19 protein-coding genes, 1 pseudogene and 1 riboswitch are annotated in these 17773 nt (G+C 48.7%); of the genes and pseudogenes, 19 read left to right on the forward strand and 1 reads right to left on the reverse strand.

Going from position 1 to position 17773, the window contains the following annotated elements:
* The first annotated feature begins 18 nt into the window (after window positions 1-18).
* From hemW to THEAE_RS21990, 17 genes are all read left to right on the forward strand, one after another.
* Window positions 19-1194 (forward strand): radical SAM family heme chaperone HemW, encoded by a 1176-nt coding sequence (gene hemW / locus THEAE_RS0108725; RefSeq protein WP_169729978.1) that lies wholly within the window; start codon window positions 19-21, stop codon window positions 1192-1194.
* Window positions 1195-1289: 95 nt separating this feature from the next.
* Window positions 1290-2321, forward strand: a complete 1032-nt coding sequence (hrcA, locus tag THEAE_RS0108730) for a heat-inducible transcriptional repressor HrcA (RefSeq protein WP_028987200.1) — start codon at window positions 1290-1292, stop codon at window positions 2319-2321.
* A gap of 44 nt (window positions 2322-2365) precedes the next feature.
* Window positions 2366-2983 (forward strand): nucleotide exchange factor GrpE, encoded by a 618-nt coding sequence (gene grpE, locus THEAE_RS0108735; RefSeq protein ID WP_245605545.1) that lies wholly within the window; start codon window positions 2366-2368, stop codon window positions 2981-2983.
* 39 nt (window positions 2984-3022) lie between these two features.
* The gene (gene dnaK, locus THEAE_RS0108740; protein ID WP_005584159.1) at window positions 3023-4855 is read left to right on the forward strand and encodes a molecular chaperone DnaK; all 1833 of its coding nucleotides are present in this window, start codon (window positions 3023-3025) and stop codon (window positions 4853-4855) included.
* Between the two features lie 126 nt (window positions 4856-4981).
* Window positions 4982-6109 (forward strand): molecular chaperone DnaJ, encoded by a 1128-nt coding sequence (dnaJ, locus tag THEAE_RS0108745; RefSeq protein ID WP_005584160.1) that lies wholly within the window; start codon window positions 4982-4984, stop codon window positions 6107-6109.
* A gap of 38 nt (window positions 6110-6147) precedes the next feature.
* A complete protein-coding gene (gene prmA / locus THEAE_RS0108750) occupies window positions 6148-7089 on the forward strand; it encodes a 50S ribosomal protein L11 methyltransferase (protein WP_005584161.1) in 942 nt (313 codons plus the stop codon).
* Between the two features lie 2 nt (window positions 7090-7091).
* Window positions 7092-7850, forward strand: coding sequence for a 16S rRNA (uracil(1498)-N(3))-methyltransferase (locus tag THEAE_RS0108755; RefSeq protein ID WP_028987202.1), 759 nt, complete (start codon window positions 7092-7094; stop codon window positions 7848-7850).
* A gap of 14 nt (window positions 7851-7864) precedes the next feature.
* The gene (locus tag THEAE_RS0108760) at window positions 7865-8569 is read left to right on the forward strand and encodes an SOS response-associated peptidase (RefSeq protein WP_028987203.1); all 705 of its coding nucleotides are present in this window, start codon (window positions 7865-7867) and stop codon (window positions 8567-8569) included.
* Between the two features lie 236 nt (window positions 8570-8805).
* Complete coding sequence (locus THEAE_RS20490; RefSeq protein ID WP_169729979.1) at window positions 8806-9492, forward strand: urease accessory protein UreH domain-containing protein; 687 nt, start codon at window positions 8806-8808, stop codon at window positions 9490-9492.
* An 88-nt stretch (window positions 9493-9580) separates the two neighbouring features.
* Window positions 9581-9754 carry an ATP-binding cassette domain-containing protein gene (locus THEAE_RS22970; protein WP_156920582.1) on the forward strand — a complete coding sequence of 58 codons (174 nt, stop codon included), beginning with the start codon at window positions 9581-9583 and terminating at the stop codon, window positions 9752-9754.
* A 34-nt stretch (window positions 9755-9788) separates the two neighbouring features.
* Window positions 9789-10094, forward strand: a complete 306-nt coding sequence (locus THEAE_RS0108775) for an urease subunit gamma (protein WP_005584166.1) — start codon at window positions 9789-9791, stop codon at window positions 10092-10094.
* Window positions 10095-10335: 241 nt separating this feature from the next.
* Window positions 10336-10710, forward strand: coding sequence for an urease subunit beta (ureB, locus tag THEAE_RS0108785; protein WP_028987204.1), 375 nt, complete (start codon window positions 10336-10338; stop codon window positions 10708-10710).
* Between the two features lie 32 nt (window positions 10711-10742).
* On the forward strand, window positions 10743-12425 hold the full coding sequence (gene ureC, locus THEAE_RS0108790; protein WP_039944966.1) for an urease subunit alpha: 1683 nt from the start codon (window positions 10743-10745) through the stop codon (window positions 12423-12425).
* Between the two features lie 153 nt (window positions 12426-12578).
* Entirely contained in the window at window positions 12579-13079 is a 501-nt protein-coding gene (locus THEAE_RS20495; protein WP_052329876.1) for an urease accessory protein UreE, read from the forward strand.
* Between the two features lie 35 nt (window positions 13080-13114).
* Window positions 13115-13774 carry an urease accessory protein UreF gene (locus THEAE_RS21985; RefSeq protein WP_052329878.1) on the forward strand — a complete coding sequence of 220 codons (660 nt, stop codon included), beginning with the start codon at window positions 13115-13117 and terminating at the stop codon, window positions 13772-13774.
* A gap of 148 nt (window positions 13775-13922) precedes the next feature.
* Window positions 13923-14537, forward strand: coding sequence for an urease accessory protein UreG (ureG, locus tag THEAE_RS0108805; protein ID WP_005588772.1), 615 nt, complete (start codon window positions 13923-13925; stop codon window positions 14535-14537).
* The gene (locus THEAE_RS21990; protein ID WP_005588773.1) at window positions 14534-15328 is read left to right on the forward strand and encodes an urease accessory protein UreD; all 795 of its coding nucleotides are present in this window, start codon (window positions 14534-14536) and stop codon (window positions 15326-15328) included. The genes ureG and THEAE_RS21990 overlap by 4 nt, the downstream gene beginning before the upstream one ends.
* A gap of 62 nt (window positions 15329-15390) precedes the next feature.
* Here the strand turns inward: THEAE_RS21990 and THEAE_RS0108815 are convergent, their stop codons facing one another.
* A complete protein-coding gene (locus THEAE_RS0108815) occupies window positions 15391-15702 on the reverse strand; it encodes a winged helix-turn-helix transcriptional regulator (RefSeq protein WP_005588774.1) in 312 nt (103 codons plus the stop codon).
* 246 nt (window positions 15703-15948) lie between these two features.
* Window positions 15949-16052: riboswitch (TPP riboswitch) on the forward strand.
* 89 nt (window positions 16053-16141) lie between these two features.
* Between THEAE_RS0108815 and thiM the strand changes: the two genes are divergently transcribed.
* Both thiM and thiD read left to right on the forward strand, forming a co-directional pair.
* Window positions 16142-16951 carry a hydroxyethylthiazole kinase gene (thiM, locus tag THEAE_RS0108820; protein ID WP_425426427.1) on the forward strand — a complete coding sequence of 270 codons (810 nt, stop codon included), beginning with the start codon at window positions 16142-16144 and terminating at the stop codon, window positions 16949-16951.
* Window positions 16929-17729, forward strand: a pseudogene (thiD, locus tag THEAE_RS20510) (bifunctional hydroxymethylpyrimidine kinase/phosphomethylpyrimidine kinase); the annotation flags it as partial. The gene thiM and the pseudogene thiD, both read left to right, overlap by 23 nt.
* Between the last annotated feature and the right edge of the window lie 44 nt (window positions 17730-17773).

A 17773-nucleotide genomic window follows, 5' to 3' on the forward strand; every position in this document is an offset into this window, starting at 1 on the left:
ATGAAGGGGGAAATGAGATTGGATAAAAACGAACACCAAGAAGAGATAACCTCCCCGAAACATGTTTACATCCATATCCCTTTCTGTGCCCAAAAATGCTTTTATTGCGATTTTGCCGTCTTTGTATGGCAGGGAGAAGATTGGGTGGATCAATACCTTGGGGCTCTTGAGCATGAGATTTCCCGCGTTTTAGATCATCAGCCTCTCCCTAGGGTAGAGACGATCTATATAGGAGGCGGAACCCCATCCCTTCTCAATGAAAGTCAATTGGAGCGATTATTTTCCCTATTGGCACGCTACTTCCCTATTAGGACTCCGAACCATGAAATTTCGTTGGAAACAAATCCGGGGACACTTACACCCTCCAAATTGGAAATCATAAAAGCCGGAGGAGTGAACCGGATCAGCATAGGGGTCCAAACCTTTCACGATGCCATCTTGAAGCGCATCGGGAGGAACCACACCGCCAAAGAGGCAATCCATGCCGTTTACATGGTAGAGAAAGCCGGTTTTAATAATATCAACATCGACCTCATGTACGGGTTGCCGGGGCAGGAAATGGACCATTTACTGAGCGATTTGGACCAGGTTTCCCAACTGCCGCTAACCCATCTGTCTGCCTATAACCTTAAAGTGGAGGAGAATACCCACTTTGGCCGCTGGCAACGGGAAGGTTCCCTTCTACTTCCCGGGGAAGAGTTAGAAGCTGAAATGTACGAACGGATCATCGAGAAGTTGTCTTCGATCGGTTTAGAACAGTATGAGTTAAGTAATTTTGCAAGACCCGGTTTTCGCTCCCAACATAATTTGGGGTATTGGCTAAATCACCGTTTTTACGGATTTGGCGCCGGAGCTTGGGGCTACCTGGGAAGAGAACGCTATGGGAACATGAGGGCACTCATACCCTATATTCGCCATTCTATTAAGGGTCTTCCTCGGGAGGAGATCCTTCCCGTCACGGAACAAGAGGAAATGGAGGAGATGATGTTCCTCGGTCTAAGATTAACGGAGGGAATCTCGGATTCCCGATTTAGGGAACGTTGGAACGTGTCGATGAACCAGATCTATGGTGTACAAATTGAGGAATTAACGAATAAGGGGTTATTGGAAAAAAAAGAGGACCGCATCCGTCTTACTCCTATGGGTCGCTTCCTTAGCAACGAGGTTTTTGTCGCCTTTTTGCAAGAAAAATAATGAGGACAATTGACAAAACGGATTACAATTGATATTTTTTTTATGTATAGTTTAGCACTCGTTCATGAAGAGTGCTAACAGCAGGTGGTGAGAAAATGCTTTCTGAACGGAAAAAAGCGATCCTCCAAGCGATCGTAGAAAATTACATCCGTGATGCCGAGCCTGTCGGGTCGAGGAAGATCGCCAAACAGGCAGATATACCCTTTAGTCCCGCAACCATCCGGAATGAGATGTCTGATCTGGAAGAGATGGGTTTCTTGGTGCAACCCCATGCGTCTGCCGGTAGAATCCCTTCCCAAAAGGGATATCGCTACTATGTGGATCATATGATGCAACCCCAAGAAATAAAAGCGGAAGAACTGGAGAACATTCGTGTTTTATTCCAGAAACACTACCTCGAATTTGACCAGGCCATCCGCCAAACGGCCCATATCCTTTCAGAGCTTACCCATTATACCGTCATTGTATTGGGCCCGGAGATTTTCCAGACTCAACTGCGGTATTTGCAGATCATCCCGTTAGAAGGTAGAAAAGCGGTAGCCATCTTGGTTACCGATACGGGAAAAGTGGAGAACCGTCTCGTAGATATCCCGGAGTCCGTTTCCACGGAACAGATTGAGAGATTGGTACAGATGGTGAATGAACGCTTGAGGGGAACTACGATTGCGGAGTTACAGGCAAAGCTCTTTACCGAGTTTGCCGACGCGATGAAGCGGAACTTAACTCATTATGAGGAGATTCAACGTCTCATTAGCCAGTTGCTCATTCCGAAACAAGAAGATCGACTCATTTTAGAGGGGAAATCACAAATTTTGACTCAACCGGAGTTTCGCGATGTGGATAAAGTGCGAAACCTCTTGGAACTTCTCGACGAGGACGAGAAGGTGATCCGACTCTTCCATGGGAAGGGTAAAGGAGTTTTAGTAAGAATTGGCAAAGAGAACAATCACGAAAGTATAGAAGATTGTAGTATTGTAAGTGCCACCTATGAAGCGGGCAACAACGCGGTGGGGACCATCGGAATTTTGGGGCCTGTTCGCATGGATTATAGCCGTGTAATGGGTATTCTAAAGATAATCAGCCTCGAACTTTCAGATGTTTTTAGCCGCTTTTATAAATCAGGATAAGGAGAGGGCTTTTATCCCTATCCTGTGATATGAAGGATAAAGAGGTGAAATCGTTGGAGAGAAAAGATAAAACGGAAGTTGAAGGGAAGGAGCAACAACATGAACCTACCGGGGTGGAGGAGATCGATCCTTCCACCGACGAGGGGAATCCTTCATTCACGGATCGTGATGAAGGTCATACCTTGGAAGAAGGAGAAATTCATTCCTTGCAAGTTCAGTTGGAGGAAGAAAGGAAAAAGGCGGAGGATTACTATCAAAAGTACCTTCGCAGTCAAGCCGATTTTGACAATTACCGCAAGAGGATGATGAAAGAGAGAGAAGAATTAACCAAGTATGGGGTGAAGCCTCTTCTCGAGAAATTGCTCCCTGCCGTCGATAATCTGGAAAGGGCAATACAATCGGCCAAAACGGAAGAAAACGGCAATCTCGAGTCCTTTATTCAAGGTGTTGAGATGGTTTACCGGCAGATTATGGATGCGATGAAAGCAGAAGGGGCGGTTCCCTTGGAGACCGTCGGTAAGCCCTTTGATCCTTACTTTCACCAGGCGATCATGCAGGTGGAAACGGGGGAAGAGAAGGGAATTGTTGTAGAAGAGTTTCAAAAAGGGTATATGCTAAAGGATAAATTGATTCGACCTGCGATGGTCAAGGTATCTTCCTAAATGACGGGAGAACCTACATAAGTAAGGAGGCAAAATAAAATGAGCAAAGTGATCGGTATTGACCTTGGAACCACAAACTCTTGTGTAGCCATTTTAGAAGGAGGAGACCCTGTTGTTATCCCGAATGCGGAAGGAAACCGTACCACACCTTCCGTGGTTGCTTTTAAGCCGGATGGGGAGAGGCTTGTAGGTGAGGTGGCTAAACGGCAGGCGATCACGAATCCGGATCGGACCGTCATCTCGATTAAACGGCATATGGGTACGAACCATAAGGTGACCATCGATGGTAAATCGTACACTCCCCAAGAGATTTCGGCCATGATCCTGCAAAAATTAAAAGCCGATGCGGAGAGCTATCTGGGAGAGAAGATTGATAAAGCCGTCATCACGGTCCCTGCTTATTTTAACGATAGCCAGAGACAGGCTACGAAAGATGCCGGGAAGATCGCCGGACTTGAAGTTCTCCGCATTGTGAACGAACCTACGGCAGCCGCCCTTGCATACGGGTTAGATAAGAGCGGAGATCATACCATTCTCGTCTATGACCTTGGTGGTGGGACCTTCGATGTGTCGATCCTGGAGATCGGCGACGGCATTTTTGAGGTGAAAGCTACCAGCGGAGATAACCATCTGGGGGGAGATGATTTCGACCAGGTGATTATCGATTATCTCATTGAGCAATTTAAAAAGGAAAACGGCATTGACCTCAGCAAAGACCGAATGGCCTTGCAACGGCTGAAAGATGCCGCCGAGAAGGCGAAGAAAGATTTGTCCTCCGTTCTTACCACCACCATCTCCCTTCCCTTTATTTCGGCGGATGCGACGGGACCAAAACACCTGGAAGTTACGTTGACACGGGCGAAATTTGAAGAATTAACTCGGCATTTGGTGGAACGTACCATTGGGCCGACCCGCAGGGCTTTAGAGGATGCCGGCCTTACGCCGAATCAGATCGATAAGGTGATTCTCGTCGGTGGATCGACCCGTATTCCGGCCGTCCAAGAGGCGATTAAAAACTTAATCGGCAAGGAGCCCTATAAAGGGGTAAACCCTGATGAAGTGGTGGCGATGGGAGCGGCGGTACAGGCAGGGGTTCTTACGGGGGATGTCAAGGATGTCGTCCTTTTGGATGTGACGCCTCTTTCCTTGGGGATCGAGACCCTTGGCGGTGTGTTCACCAAACTGATCGATCGGAACACCACCATTCCCACCAGTAAATCGCAAATTTTCTCCACCGCCGCGGATAACCAAACCTCTGTGGAGATCCATGTTTTGCAAGGGGAACGCCCGATGGCAAAAGATAATAAAACCTTAGGCCGCTTCATCCTCTCCGATATTCCTCCTGCGCCTCGGGGGATCCCACAGATTGAGGTTAAATTTGATATTGACGCCAATGGAATCGTCCATGTGTCGGCGAAGGATCTGGGGACAGGCAAAGAACAGCACATTACCATTACTTCTTCAAGTGGACTTACGGATGAGGAAATTGAACGAATGGTAAAAGAGGCAGAGGCCAATGCAGAAGCGGACCGGAAGAAGAAAGAGCAGGCTGAACTCAAAAACGAGTCGGATCAGCTGATTTACACGACGGAAAAAACGCTAAAAGACCTGGGGGATAAAGTAGACCAAGCTGAGAAAGATAAGGCGAATGCCGCGATCGAATCCCTGAAAAAAGCGTTGGAGAAAGGTGAAGTGGAAGAGATCCGGAAGGAAAAAGAAAACCTCACACAAGTGGTTCAGCAGCTTTCCGTAAAGCTTTATGAAAAGGTAGCCCAACAGCAACAGAATGCTTCCGCAGAAAATGAGGGGAAAGGGAAGAAAGAAAATGTGGTGGATGCGGAGTATGAAGAGGTAAAAGACGATAAGAAATAAAAATCTCTTCAATCCTTTTGCATCATGGAAAAAGTCAAAGCTCTCATCAGCTTTGACTTTTTATACATTGAAATGCCAAGTTATGATATGATAACGGAGGGAAATTCGGCCTTTGGAGTGTGAAGGATGAGCAAACGGGATTATTATGAGGTGTTGGGTCTAAATCGGGGAGCATCGGCGGAGGAGATTAAAAAAGCATATCGGAAATTGGCACGGCAATATCACCCGGATGTGAATAAAGCCCCCGATGCGGAAGAGAAATTTAAAGAGATAAAAGAAGCTTATGAAGTCTTAAGCGATCCCCAGAAGAAAGCGTCTTATGATCAGTTTGGCCATGCCGGAGTCAATCAGGGGGCAGGAGCCGGCGGGGCAGGAGCCGGAGGATTCGATCCTTCTGATTTTGGCGGCTTCGGCGACATTTTCGATATGTTTTTCGGCGGTGGGGGGAGAAGGAGGAATCCGAACGCTCCCCGCCAAGGTGCCGATTTACAATATTCGTTGACGATCGAATTTGAAGAAGCTTATTTTGGCGCGAATAAGGAGATCCGCATCCCGAAAGAAGAAATTTGTCCGGAATGCCATGGAAGCGGCGCGAAACCGGGGACAACACCGGAAACTTGTTCCTTCTGTCGTGGGACGGGAGAAGAAGAAACGGTACAGCAGACCCCCTTTGGCCGTATTGTAAATCGCAGAACCTGTCATGTATGTCACGGCAAGGGGAAAATCATTAGAGAAAAATGTCCGAGATGCCAAGGAAGCGGGCGCATCCGGCAGACAAAGACCATCTCCGTAACCATTCCGGCAGGTATAGATGACGGGAGCCAGCTTCGGATCTCGGGGGAAGGAGAGCCCGGAATCAATGGGGGACCTCCTGGAGATCTCTATATTCTGCTCAGGGTGAAATCTCATTCCTTCTTTGAAAGGGAGGGAGATGACCTCTATTGCGAGGTTCCCATCAACTTCGCCCAAGCAGCCCTTGGTGCAGAGATCGAGGTTCCCACCATGGGAGGAAAGGTTCATCTTAAAATTCCTGCAGGGACGCAATCAGGCACCTTTTTCCGGCTGAAAGGGAAGGGTTTTCCGCGCCTGAGGGGAAACGGACAAGGCGACCAGCATGTCCGTGTGATTGTCGTAACCCCGAAGCATCTCACCGAACGGCAGAAGGAGCTTTTGCGGGAAATCTTTGCAGAAGAGCTCCCTCTTCACCAAGATACTTTTTTTGATAAAATGAAAAAGGCGTTTCGTGGGGAGTAGGCACTCCATTCATAGGTTCGTCTTAAGGAGAGATGCGGATGAAATGGTCTGAGATCAGTATTCATACCACCCAGGAAGCAATTGAAGCGGTAGCCAACATTCTCCATGAATCCGGAGCAAGCGGCGTGGTGATCGAAGATCCTCAAGATCTAACCCGAAAATGGGAAGACCAATACGGAGAGATCTATGAACTGAATCCTGCCGATTATCCGGAAGAAGGGGTGATCGTAAAAGCATATTTACCTGTAAACAGCTTTCTGGGGGAGACGGTGGAAGAGATCAAACAAGCATTAAATAACCTCGCTCTCTATGATATCGATCTCGGCCATGGTACCGTTCGCCTCTCGGAAGTCCATGAAGAAGAATGGGCAACGGCATGGAAGAAGTATTATAAGCCGATGCGTATTTCCGACCGCATTGTGATCACCCCAACTTGGGAGGAATATGTACAGGAATCTGAGCATGAAGTGGTAATCGAGCTGGATCCCGGCATGGCATTTGGCACCGGCACTCATCCCACAACCGTTCTTTGTATTCAGGCTTTGGAGGATTATGTAAAACCAGGATTTTCTCTCTTTGATGTCGGTTGCGGAACGGGGGTTTTGGGCATCGCTGCTGCCAAGTTGGGTGCCGGAAAGGTGTTGGCTTTAGACCTTGATGAAATGGCCGTCGAGATCGCCCGCATTAATGTCAAGTTAAATGGGGTTTCTGAACAAGTGCAGGTGAAGCGAAATAATCTCTTGGATGGGATTGTGGAAAAGGCGGATCTCATTGTGGCCAACATCCTGGCCGAAGTGATCCTCCGTTTCACTGCGGAGGCATATGACCATTTGAAGAAGGATGGGTATTTTATCGCTTCAGGGATTATTCAGACGAAGGAACCGATGGTCCGGCAAGCGTTGCAAGAGGCAGGATTCCACGTGGTGGAGGCACGGAAGATGGAAGATTGGTATGCGATCATCGCCAGGAAGGCGGTGTAGGGTTGCAGCGGTATCTCTTGTCTAAGGAGAAGATTATAGAAGAAAAGATCATTTTTACAGAAGAGGATCTTCATCATATTCTCCATGTGATGCGCTTCCAGGTGGGAGACAAGGTGATTGTGGGAGATGGCCAGGAGAGAGCTTATTTGGTCGAGCTTACCTCCCTTTCTCCAAAAAAGGGAGAAGGGATCATCTTGGAGCCTCTTTATGAAGAGAGGGAGCTGCCCGTTAAAGTAACCCTCGCCCAAGGACTGGCCAAAGGAGAAAAGATGGACTGGATCATCCAGAAGTCTACGGAGTTGGGGGTCTTTGCTATTCTTCCCTTTACTTCATCCCGGACGATTGTGAAACTGGATAAAACGAAAGAACAGGAACGCATTCTTCGCTGGCAAAGGATCGCGAAGGAGGCAGCCGAACAGTGTCATCGTACCCATCTTCCCCAGATTCTCCCACCTGTTCCCTATGAGAAACTACTTCAAATGGCTCAGGGGTATGATTTTTCTTTCATACCTTATGAGAAAGAAGGGAGCCGTTCTCTTTTTCCTTTTGTGGAGAGAATTCCGGTCAATCGCCGTATTCTGGTCGTCATCGGACCGGAAGGGGGCTTCTCCGAAGAGGAGGTTCAAAGAGCAGAAAAAGCAGGAATCTATCCTGTCTCTTTGGGGAAACGCATCTTGCGGACAGAGACGGCTGCCATTGTGGCCCTTTCCGTCTTTGTGCACCACTATGAAAGATCCTTTAACGAAACAGAGAAGGGTTGATTGGGGGAAGGATCATGTGCGGACGTTTTACCCTCTATACAGAGTTTTTAAAATTAATCGAACGCTTTGAGGTCGAATTTTTTCTTGGAGAGATCTCCCAAAGCTACGCTCCCCGTTATAATATTGCTCCTACACAGCGGATCCTGGCAGTAACCGAAGAAGGAGGGAAGAGAATTCTTCGCACTTTTCGTTGGGGGCTTATTCCGTTCTGGGCTAAGGAGGCGTCCATGGGAAACTCCTTCATTAATGCCCGTATTGAGTCGGTACTTACCAAGAACAGCTTTAAACAGAGCTTTGTAAAACGCCGATGCCTCATTCTTGCCGACGGGTTCTATGAATGGAAGAGAGAAGGGAGGAGGAAAATCCCTTATTATTTTTTTCTTCCGAGCAGGGAACCCTTTGCCATGGCCGGTCTTTGGGACCGGTGGCAGGCTCCTTCCGGTGAAGAGATCTTTAGCTGCACCATCATCACGAGAGAGGCTGCTGAAGAAATCCGCCCCATCCATGATCGAATGCCTCTCATTTTGCCAAAAGGGGAAGAAGAGACTTGGCTAGATCCTGCCTCTCACGCACTTACCCCTTCACAATTGCAAGCACGATTTGCCTCTTTAAGAACATTGCCTCTCCAAGCTCACCCCGTCTCCACTCTTGTCAACTCTCCGCAAAACGAATCTCCCCAATGCATAATTCCGTCAGATTCTCAGGGAAGCTTGTTTTAGGAAGAATATTGAACCTCTCTTCTTTCTTTTTTTTTTGGCAGCTTACAAGGTTCATGGTATGATGAGAGTAAATGATCCTTACCTCCTTTTGATTAACTTTACATACCCAAATAAACGTATGACTTCAAAAATTTTATAGTCTTATGGGAAAACAGGCGGGTGGCAGGAGCCGGAAATGGTGGTAAATGAGAGTTGAAAAGGTTTTCAATTTTCGAAAGATGGAAGGAGTAAAAATCATGTTTTGGATGGCGATGGGAATCGGAATCTTATTAGGCCTTAGACATGCTTTAGATGCGGATCATGTGGTTGCGGTTTCTACCATGGCTCTAGAAGAAAGGAATCTGTTACGCGGAGGCTGGATTGGATTTTGTTGGGGGGTAGGGCATGCGTTGGTACTCTTTCTATTCGGAGGGGCATTGATTCTGTCGGGCATTCGATTGCCGGAAGTGGTCGGCCGATGGCTAGAGGGAGGAGTGGGTGTCATGCTGATCCTCATCGCACTAGGATCGTGGAGGAGGATGAGGCGTTCGAAGCTCCATATTCACGTCCATCAACATGACGGGGAAAGATACCATACGCATTTCCATGTTCATGACGATTCTCCAAGGCATTTGGAGAAGCACCATGGTTGGAAAGGGAGCCATTCTTTCCTTATCGGAACGGTTCATGGGTTAGCCGGTACCGGTGCGGTGATGGTGTTAACCATCGCGGCCGTATCGGATCCTATACAACGGATTGCCTATTTGGCTAGTTTCGGTTTAGGAACCATTTTAAGCATGACCCTCTTTTCTCTTAGTTTAACCCTGATTACCAAACTCTTAAATCGACAATCTTTTCGATTTAGCCATGTTCTTCCCATGGGTGCAGCCGTGTTAAGTGCGGTGATCGGAGTGATGATTATCGTGGAGAGCATGTTGGGATGAGGAGAAGTATAGTTGGTCTTGAATGAACAATAGATGTAAATGTTTATTTTAAATATTGTAAGAAAACATGACATATGATAGATTAATATTGTTCTCTATTATCTCTTTCATCATGATCGCCGTTTTATTGGTGGAACAGAAGCTTGATTTTGTTGGAAAAATTGCGGATCGTTTTTATGTGATGGAGAAAGGAATGATCGTCTCGTCGGGAGATATTGAGGAGATGAATGATCAATTAATCCTTCAATATCTCGCGGTATAGTGAAATAGTTAGGGAAGAGCAGGGGGGATCGCATATGCATTTATCACCGAAAGAGAGGGATAAGTTGCTCATTTATTTGGCGGCAAACCTGGCCCGTGAGCGGAAAAACAGAGGTTTGAAACTAAATTATCCGGAGGCGGTGGCGATCATCACTTCGGAGCTTATGGAAGGGGCTCGAGAGGGAAAATCCGTTACGGAGCTGATGAGCTACGGAACCAAAATCTTGAGGAAAGCGGACTGCATGGAGGGAGTGCCGGAGATGATTGAAGAGATTCAGGTGGAGGCCACTTTTCCTGACGGGACGAAATTGGTCACGGTGCATCAGCCGATTCGCTTCTAAATATAAGTTAAGACTTCTTTCCTTAAAGAACACTTTTTGGGGTTAAGGTTGGTACTTTTCGCCACCATCTTTTTTGGTAATTTCGATGATTCCACGCGTTCATTCATGAGATTTGTACGAAAGATAAAACCATCCGTCTTCATGGGGATCAAATCTCTAGAACCCTCTAGAGATCTTCCACCTGTGAAGGCGTGCGCGGCTTCGGTACGGTAAAACGCTATTTGACAAGGGAGGATGAGGGATGAAACCGGGAGAAATTCTTCTACGTTCTGAACCCATCATGATCAATGAAGGACGGGAGAGCCGAATCTTGGAAGTGGTGAATGCCGGGGATCGCCCCATCCAGGTGGGATCTCATTTCCATTTCTTTGAAGTCAATCGCTATCTTCAATTTGACCGGGAGAAGGCGTTCGGATACCGCTTGGACATTCCCTCGGGGACGACCATCCGCTTCGAACCGGGAGAACGGAAGGAGGTTCCCCTCACCGCTTTTCCTAAAGGGGGAATCGTGATGGGATTCAATGGCTTAACCGACGGAGAAATCACTGAAGAAAGGAAAGAAAGGGCGATCGCCAATGCGATGGAGAAGGGGTTTAAAGGGGTGAACCCGGCGTGACGCAGAGGATTCCGAGGGAAGTATACGCCTCCATGTATGGGCCTACGGTGGGAGATCGGGTTCGTTTGGCCGATACGGATTTGATCATCGAAATTGAGAAGGATTTTACCGTTTACGGAGATGAGGCGAAGTTTGGTGGCGGGAAGGTGCTCCGAGACGGCATGGGACAGAACAGCCGTCTTACCCGCAGTGAAGGCGTGGTTGATCTTTTGATCACCAATGCGATCATTTTAGATCATTGGGGGATTGTGAAAGCGGATATCGGGGTGAAAGATGGAAGAATCGTGGGAATTGGAAAGGGAGGAAATCCGGATACCATGGAGGGGGTCCATGAATCCCTCGTGGTGGGGGCTTCGACCGAGGTGATCGCCGGGGAGGGACTCATCGTGACGGCAGGAGGAATTGATGCGCATATCCATTTCATCAGTCCCCAACAGGTGGAAGAGGCCATCACCTCCGGCATTACCACCATGATTGGCGGTGGGACCGGTCCAGCCACCGGGACTAATGCGACCACCTGTACCCCCGGTTCATGGAACCTCGCACGGATGTTACAGGCGGCGGAGGGATTTCCGGTAAACATCGGCTATCTCGGCAAGGGGAACTGCTCCACCCTCCCTCCGTTGAGAGAACAGGTGGAGGCAGGGGCGATCGGTCTTAAACTTCATGAGGACTGGGGAAGCACGCCGGCGGCGATTGATGCATGTCTTAAGGTGGCCGACGAATATGATGTCCAGGTGGCGATTCACACCGATACCTTAAATGAGGCAGGCTTTGTGGAATCTACGCTGGAAGCAATTGCCGGAAGGACGATCCATACCTATCACACGGAAGGGGCAGGAGGGGGGCATGCTCCGGATATTCTCCGGGTAGCCGGGGAGTTGAACATTCTTCCCTCATCCACGAATCCGACGCGTCCTTTTACCCAGAATACCATCGATGAACATTTGGATATGTTGATGGTTTGCCACCATTTGGATCGCCGTGTTCCCGAGGATGTGGCATTTGCCGACTCCCGCATCCGTCCGCAAACCATTGCAGCCGAAGATGTGCTCCATGATCTGGGGGTGCTCAGCATGATCTCTTCCGATTCCCAGGCGATGGGAAGGGTGGGCGAGGTGATCATCAGGACTTGGCAGACGGCAGATAAGATGAAGAGGCAACGGGGGCGTCTCCCAGAAGAGACGGGGGAGAATGACAACGTCCGGGCGAAAAGGTATATCGCAAAATATACCGTCAATCCTGCCATCACCCATGGCATTTCCGAATTTGTGGGCTCCATTGAAAACGGAAAGTGGGCGGATCTCGTTTTGTGGAAACCGGCTTTTTTCGGCGTGAAACCGGAGATGGTGATTAAGGGGGGGATGATCGCCTATGCCCAGATGGGGGATCCCAATGCTTCGATTCCTACCCCGCAACCGGTCTATCCACGGCCCATGTTCGGTTCTTTTGGGAGGGCCCTCTCCGAAACCTCCCTTACCTTTGTCTCACAGGCGGCCTATGCAAAAGGGATTGGGAATCTCCTCCATTTACAAAAGAGAGTTGTTCCTGTAAAAGGTTGCCGCAACCTCTCGAAGAAAGATCTGATTCATAACGACAAAACCCCTACCATCCAAGTGGATCCGGAGACGTATACCGTCCGTGTGGACGGGGAGATCATCACCTGTGAACCGGTGAAAGAGCTTCCCATGGCGCAGCGGTATTTCCTATTTTAATTGGTGGTATTGAAAAAGGTAAACCCTACCTTTTTTCGGGCGAAAAAACTTGAACATGATCAAGGGAATCCATAACCAAAATATTGTAAAAATCACATTTCCGAATGTTCAGTTCACAGAAAACCCAGAGATAGAGGGAGGAGGGGAGTAGGAATGCTGATTACGAAGGTGTTGGGCAATGTGAAGGAGACACCGGCTATAGAGTTGGAACAAGTAGAGTGGGAAAGAGTTTTTCTTCATTGGGAGGAATTGGAGAAACGAATTTTGCGGGTTCGTTCGGATCGAGGGAGAGAAATCGGGATACGTCTGGAAACGGAAAAGCGTTTGGAGGAAGGGGACATTCTTTTCAAGGAAGGGAATTTTTGGGGAACAATCTCCCTTCTTCCTTCGAAAGTGATCGTCATCGAACCCAGGGATCAGATGGAAATGATCCGTTTAGCCTATGAGGTGGGAAACCGGCATCTCCCCCTGGAAATCCGGATGCCGTTTTTGATCATCCTCCATGATGAACCGTCGGTAGAACTTTTACGACGACTGAACATTCCCTTTACCATCGAGGAACAACCTTTTCGCCCCATCCCCCAAAAAGCCCATTCCCACCGGAAAGAAAACCGGCAAACCCAGGAGCGGCATCTTCCTCCGTTTCCCCGGTAAAAGATGGAAGCGGAAGAACGGAGGAGTCGATAGGAATGTCCTGTTCCCTTCTGCATTTCCTGCAATTGAACGATAGCCAATGGCCGATTGGGGGATTTTCCCATTCGTTTGGATTAGAAACTTATATTCAGGAAGGATATGTTTACGATGCGGAGAGCCTAAAAAAATGGGTTTTATCTTATCTCTTCCATTCCGTGGCTCCGATTGATGGGATTCCTGTAAAATGGGCATGGGAAGCATCAAAAGCCCAAGATGCAGATTCACTCTTGGCTGTGAATGAGCGATTGACGGCCATAAAGCTCCCCCGGGAAGGGAGAGAAGCTTCTTTAAAGTTGGGGAATCGTTTTGCCGTTCTGGCTGCCAAGACATTTGAAATGACTTACCCCTGGGGAGAGATGCCGGTTCATCCGGCCCCCCTCTATGGTTGGACAGCCTACCGTCTTGGTATGGAGAAGGAGGAGACCCTCCTAGGGTTTTTCTATAATCAGAGCGTCGTCATGGTGAATAATGGGGTACGGGCGATTCCGCTGGGCCCATTGGATGGACAAAGAATCCTTCACGTGCTAAAAACCGATCTGATCCAACTTGTCCGGCGGGTGATGGAGGGAGAGATCTCCTTCGGTAATTCTTCCCCACTCTATGAGATCATGGCCATGAAGCATGAGCAGCTATATAGCCGCCTTTTTATGTCATGATTTCTTATCTACAGCGGAAGGGAGAACTTGGGAGGATTTCTATCCTTAGGAGGAACAAATTCTGAGGAACAAATTATGAGGAACCAATTCGAATCATGATTTTTGGTTCATCGGATGACAATCGTTGAATAGGAAGGAGTGAAAAAGATTGGGAGCGGTTCGCATCGGCGTGGCAGGTCCCGTCGGTTCCGGTAAAACGGCATTGATTGAGAAATTAACCCGCCACATGGCGAATGAGTATAGTCTTGGGGTGGTAACCAATGACATCTATACAAAAGAAGATGCCCTTTTTTTAGTAAGAAACGGGATCTTACCGGAGGAGAGGATTATTGGGGTGGAAACGGGAGGATGTCCCCATACGGCGATTCGGGAAGATGTTTCCATGAACCAAGAGGCGGTTGAGACGCTTCTCTCCCGTTTTCCGGACATCGAAATTCTTTTTATCGAAAGCGGTGGAGATAATCTGGCCGCCACCTTTAGTCCTGAGTTGGTCGATGCTTTTATCTATGTGATCGATGTGTCGGAAGGGGATAAGATTCCTCGTAAAGGAGGGCCAGGAATCACCCGTTCTGATCTATTGGTCATTAACAAAATCGACCTTGCTCCCTATGTGGGAGCCGATTTGTCGGTGATGAAAAGGGACACGGAACGAATGCGGGGGGATCGACCTTATATCATGACCAATCTGATGAAAGAAGTGGGCCTTCAAGAGATTATCGGTTGGATTAAGCGCCATGTTTTGCTGGAGGATTTGAGGTCATGATAAGCGCTATGACGGGTTCCTCCATGAAGGGTAGGATCGAAGCTACGGTCGAGTTGGTGGATGGAATTTCAACGGTAACGGAGGCGTATTGGCAAGCTCCCCTGAAGTTATCCCGCCCTTTCAACAGGAATGGAGCCGTTCACCTGATCGGGATGGATGCGTGTGCCGGGATGCTGGATGGGGATGAGCAAATCTTTCAGTTTACGGTGGGTGAGGGAGCCCGCCTTCTTTTTACCACCCAATCGGCCACGAAAATCCATCCCTCCTTGGGAAAAGGGGTTAGGCAATACGTGAAGATTTTTGTAAGTCGTGGAGGTGCATTTCAATTTTTTCCGGAAGGGAATATCCCGTTTCATGGTTCGATTTTTAATGGGCAAGCACACATAGAATTGGAGGAAGGTGCGAAACTGGCTTATCTTGAACTATGGTCTGCGGGAAGAATAGGAAGCGGGGAAGCTTTTCAGTTTCAATCATGGAAGCAAAATGTGGAGATCTACCAAGGGGGAAAGTTCATTCTTTGGGAAAAGAGCGATTGGAATCCAGGGAGAGAGTCCTTTACCGATCTTTTTCACTTTGGCTCTTATACCCAACTTGGCACCCTTTATCTGATCAGAGAGGGATTGGGGCAAAAGGAGGCGGACTCTATCGCCCCGTCCCTCTCTCGTCCCCCCGAGAGGATCGGAGGGGTTACACTTCTTCCTTACGGTGCCGGGTTGGGTGTAAAGGTCCTGGGAGTAAGACGAATGGAACTTCGCAGCCTCTTACTGGAAATCGGGGAGACCTACTTCTGAGTTTTTCGGGAGCAACCGATTGAGTTTTTCGGGAGCAACCGATGAAGAGTTGGGACACTTGGCTAATTCATCCAATGGTCCGCCCAGGCTTGGATCGCTTCAATGATCGGTTCTAAATCTCTTCCTTTTGTCGTGAGTACATATTCGATGCGCACAGGGGTTTCTGGATAGACGCGTCGTTCCAGAATACCGGATAACTCCAGTTCCTTCATGCGATCGGAGAGCATCTTATCGCTCATCTGGGGGATTTGTTCCTTGATCTCTTTGAATCGTTTCGGCCCGTGAAGAAGAACACGGATAATAAGTCCTGTCCACTTTTTTCCTAGGATCTCTATGGCCGCTTCGTATTTCGGACACATATGCGAGTAATCCATGGCATTCACTCCTCCGCTCATTGTCTATTGTATCACAAAGATGGACGATTCTTTTTATTTTTGTTTGCTGTAAACACTGCTTTTATCTGTCAAACGATGGCTGCACATCGGGGTGATCAACCTCAGCCTGTCCATGATGTGACCCCAGATCCACAAAGGCGACACCCAGCATTTATAAGCGGGGATCGTTCACTCTTGTTTTTAAGGTGGATGAAGAGTATACTGGTAATTAAGTTCATAGCGCGATTGCACTACTAGGGGTGCCGTTTTGCGGCTGAGAGAAGGAGACCCTTCAACCCTTTGGACCTGATCCGGGTAATACCGGCGTAGGAAAGTAGGAAGCGTTCCTGCCGTAGACAGGGAATGGAGGAGTAAACAGGTCCAATTCATGGATCTGTTTTTTTATTTGAAAAGAAAAAGAGGGGAGAGCTGCGCAATGATTGAGTTAAAGGAAGTAGGAGAATTGCTGGAAAAAATCAGAAAGGAGAGGCCTCTCATCCACAATTTGACCAATACGGTGGTGACCAATTTTACGGCCAATGGGCTCCTCGCATTGGGGGCTTCCCCTGTAATGGCGGATGCCGAGGAGGAAGCGGCCGATATGGCGAAGGTGGCCGACGGGGTGCTCCTCAATTTAGGGACCATTTATCCCAGGATCGTGAACGCTATGGTGGAAGCCGGCAAATCGGCCAACCGCCGTGGCATTCCCGTCGTCATGGACCCGGTGGGGTTGGGGGCCACCCCATACCGTCTACAAGTCTTCAAAGAGATCCTTCAACAGGTGAGAGTGGATATTCTCCGGGGGAATGCCGCTGAGATGGCCAATGCCGTCGGTGAGGTTCTGACCATTAAAGGGGTGGATGCGGAAGAGATCTCCAGGGAGGAGAAGGTTCGAATCGCGGAAAGAGTGGCCCGGGAATTGGGTACGGTTGCCGTTGTGACGGGGAGGGAAGATGTGGCATCGAATGGAAAAGAAACCTATGTGATTGATAATGGTCATCCTCTCCTCACACGGGTGACGGGGACCGGTTGCCTCCTAGGCTCCGTCATCGCAGCTTTTGCGGCGGTGGAAGAAGATCTGCTAAAAGCTGCGGTTTCGGCGTTGGTGGTCTATGGAGTGGCTGCGGAGAGAGCAATGGAAGAAATCGGGGAGGAAAGGCCGGGACGGTTCCAAATCGCTTTTCTCGACCGGCTCGCTCTCCTGTCGGGAATAGAGGTGCTTACGTATGGAAAAGTGGCCCGTTTATAAAGCTTTAACCATTGCCGGCTCCGACAGCGGCGGCGGGGCCGGTATTCAAGCGGATCTGAAAACGTTTCAGGAGCTGGAAGTCTTCGGCATGACCGCCGTAACAGCCGTCACCTCTCAAAATACGCTTGGGGTGAAAGGGGTATATCCGGTTGAGACCGCAGGGATTCTGGAGCAGATCGATGCGATTGCCACCGATATTGGCGTGGATGCCTTAAAGACGGGAATGCTGTTTAGCGCGGAGATCATCGAAGCCGTAAGCGAACGGATTGCTCACTATGGATGGAGGAAGCTGGTGGTGGATCCGGTCATGGTGGCAAAAGGAGGGACTCCTCTCCTGAAAGAGAGCGCCATAAAGGTTCTGAAGGAAAAGTTAATCCCTCTTGCTCTCCTGGTTACTCCCAATCTTCCCGAAGCAGAGGTATTGGTAGGGAAAAAGATTACAACGGAAGAAGAAAAGCGGGAAGCGGCGAAAGAGATTCTTAAGATGGGCGCGGGAAGTGTTGTGATCAAAGGGGGGCATGAGGGAGGAGAATGGGCGATTGATCTCTTCTATGATGGGGAAGAATTTCTTCAGTTGGGGAAACCGCGGATACCTACGGAAAATACCCATGGCACAGGGTGTACCTTTTCTGCGGCGATTACGGCGGAATTGGCAAAGGGAAAAGGTCTACGAGAAGCGATAGAAACGGGAAAGGAATTTGTCCATCAGGCAATTCTCCATTCCCTAAAGATCGGCGGGGGGCATGGCCCTACCAATCACTGGGCTTATCAACGTTTCATCATCCATAGAACAGATGAGTTACCAGTAGCAAGGAGTGATGT

It is taken from the genome of Thermicanus aegyptius DSM 12793 (genome assembly GCF_000510645.1).
In the GTDB taxonomy this organism is placed as follows: domain Bacteria; phylum Bacillota; class Bacilli; order Thermicanales; family Thermicanaceae; genus Thermicanus; species Thermicanus aegyptius.

What these genes read in the sequence shown, in the direction of transcription:
- prmA (WP_005584161.1), top strand. Translation starts at nt 6,148, where the DNA reads ATGAAATGGTCTGAGATCAGTATTCATACCACCCAGGAAGCAATTGAA.
- THEAE_RS20495 (WP_052329876.1), top strand. Translation starts at nt 12,579, where the DNA reads ATGCTGATTACGAAGGTGTTGGGCAATGTGAAGGAGACACCGGCTATA.
- ureC (WP_039944966.1), top strand. Translation starts at nt 10,743, where the DNA reads ATGTATGGGCCTACGGTGGGAGATCGGGTTCGTTTGGCCGATACGGAT.
- dnaK (WP_005584159.1), top strand. Translation starts at nt 3,023, where the DNA reads ATGAGCAAAGTGATCGGTATTGACCTTGGAACCACAAACTCTTGTGTA.
- THEAE_RS0108775 (WP_005584166.1), top strand. Translation starts at nt 9,789, where the DNA reads ATGCATTTATCACCGAAAGAGAGGGATAAGTTGCTCATTTATTTGGCG.
- THEAE_RS0108815 (WP_005588774.1), bottom strand. Translation starts at nt 15,702, where the DNA reads ATGGATTACTCGCATATGTGTCCGAAATACGAAGCGGCCATAGAGATC.
- THEAE_RS20490 (WP_169729979.1), top strand. Translation starts at nt 8,806, where the DNA reads ATGTTTTGGATGGCGATGGGAATCGGAATCTTATTAGGCCTTAGACAT.
- hrcA (WP_028987200.1), top strand. Translation starts at nt 1,290, where the DNA reads ATGCTTTCTGAACGGAAAAAAGCGATCCTCCAAGCGATCGTAGAAAAT.
- THEAE_RS21990 (WP_005588773.1), top strand. Translation starts at nt 14,534, where the DNA reads ATGATAAGCGCTATGACGGGTTCCTCCATGAAGGGTAGGATCGAAGCT.
- THEAE_RS0108760 (WP_028987203.1), top strand. Translation starts at nt 7,865, where the DNA reads ATGTGCGGACGTTTTACCCTCTATACAGAGTTTTTAAAATTAATCGAA.
- dnaJ (WP_005584160.1), top strand. Translation starts at nt 4,982, where the DNA reads ATGAGCAAACGGGATTATTATGAGGTGTTGGGTCTAAATCGGGGAGCA.
- THEAE_RS21985 (WP_052329878.1), top strand. Translation starts at nt 13,115, where the DNA reads ATGTCCTGTTCCCTTCTGCATTTCCTGCAATTGAACGATAGCCAATGG.
- ureB (WP_028987204.1), top strand. Translation starts at nt 10,336, where the DNA reads ATGAAACCGGGAGAAATTCTTCTACGTTCTGAACCCATCATGATCAAT.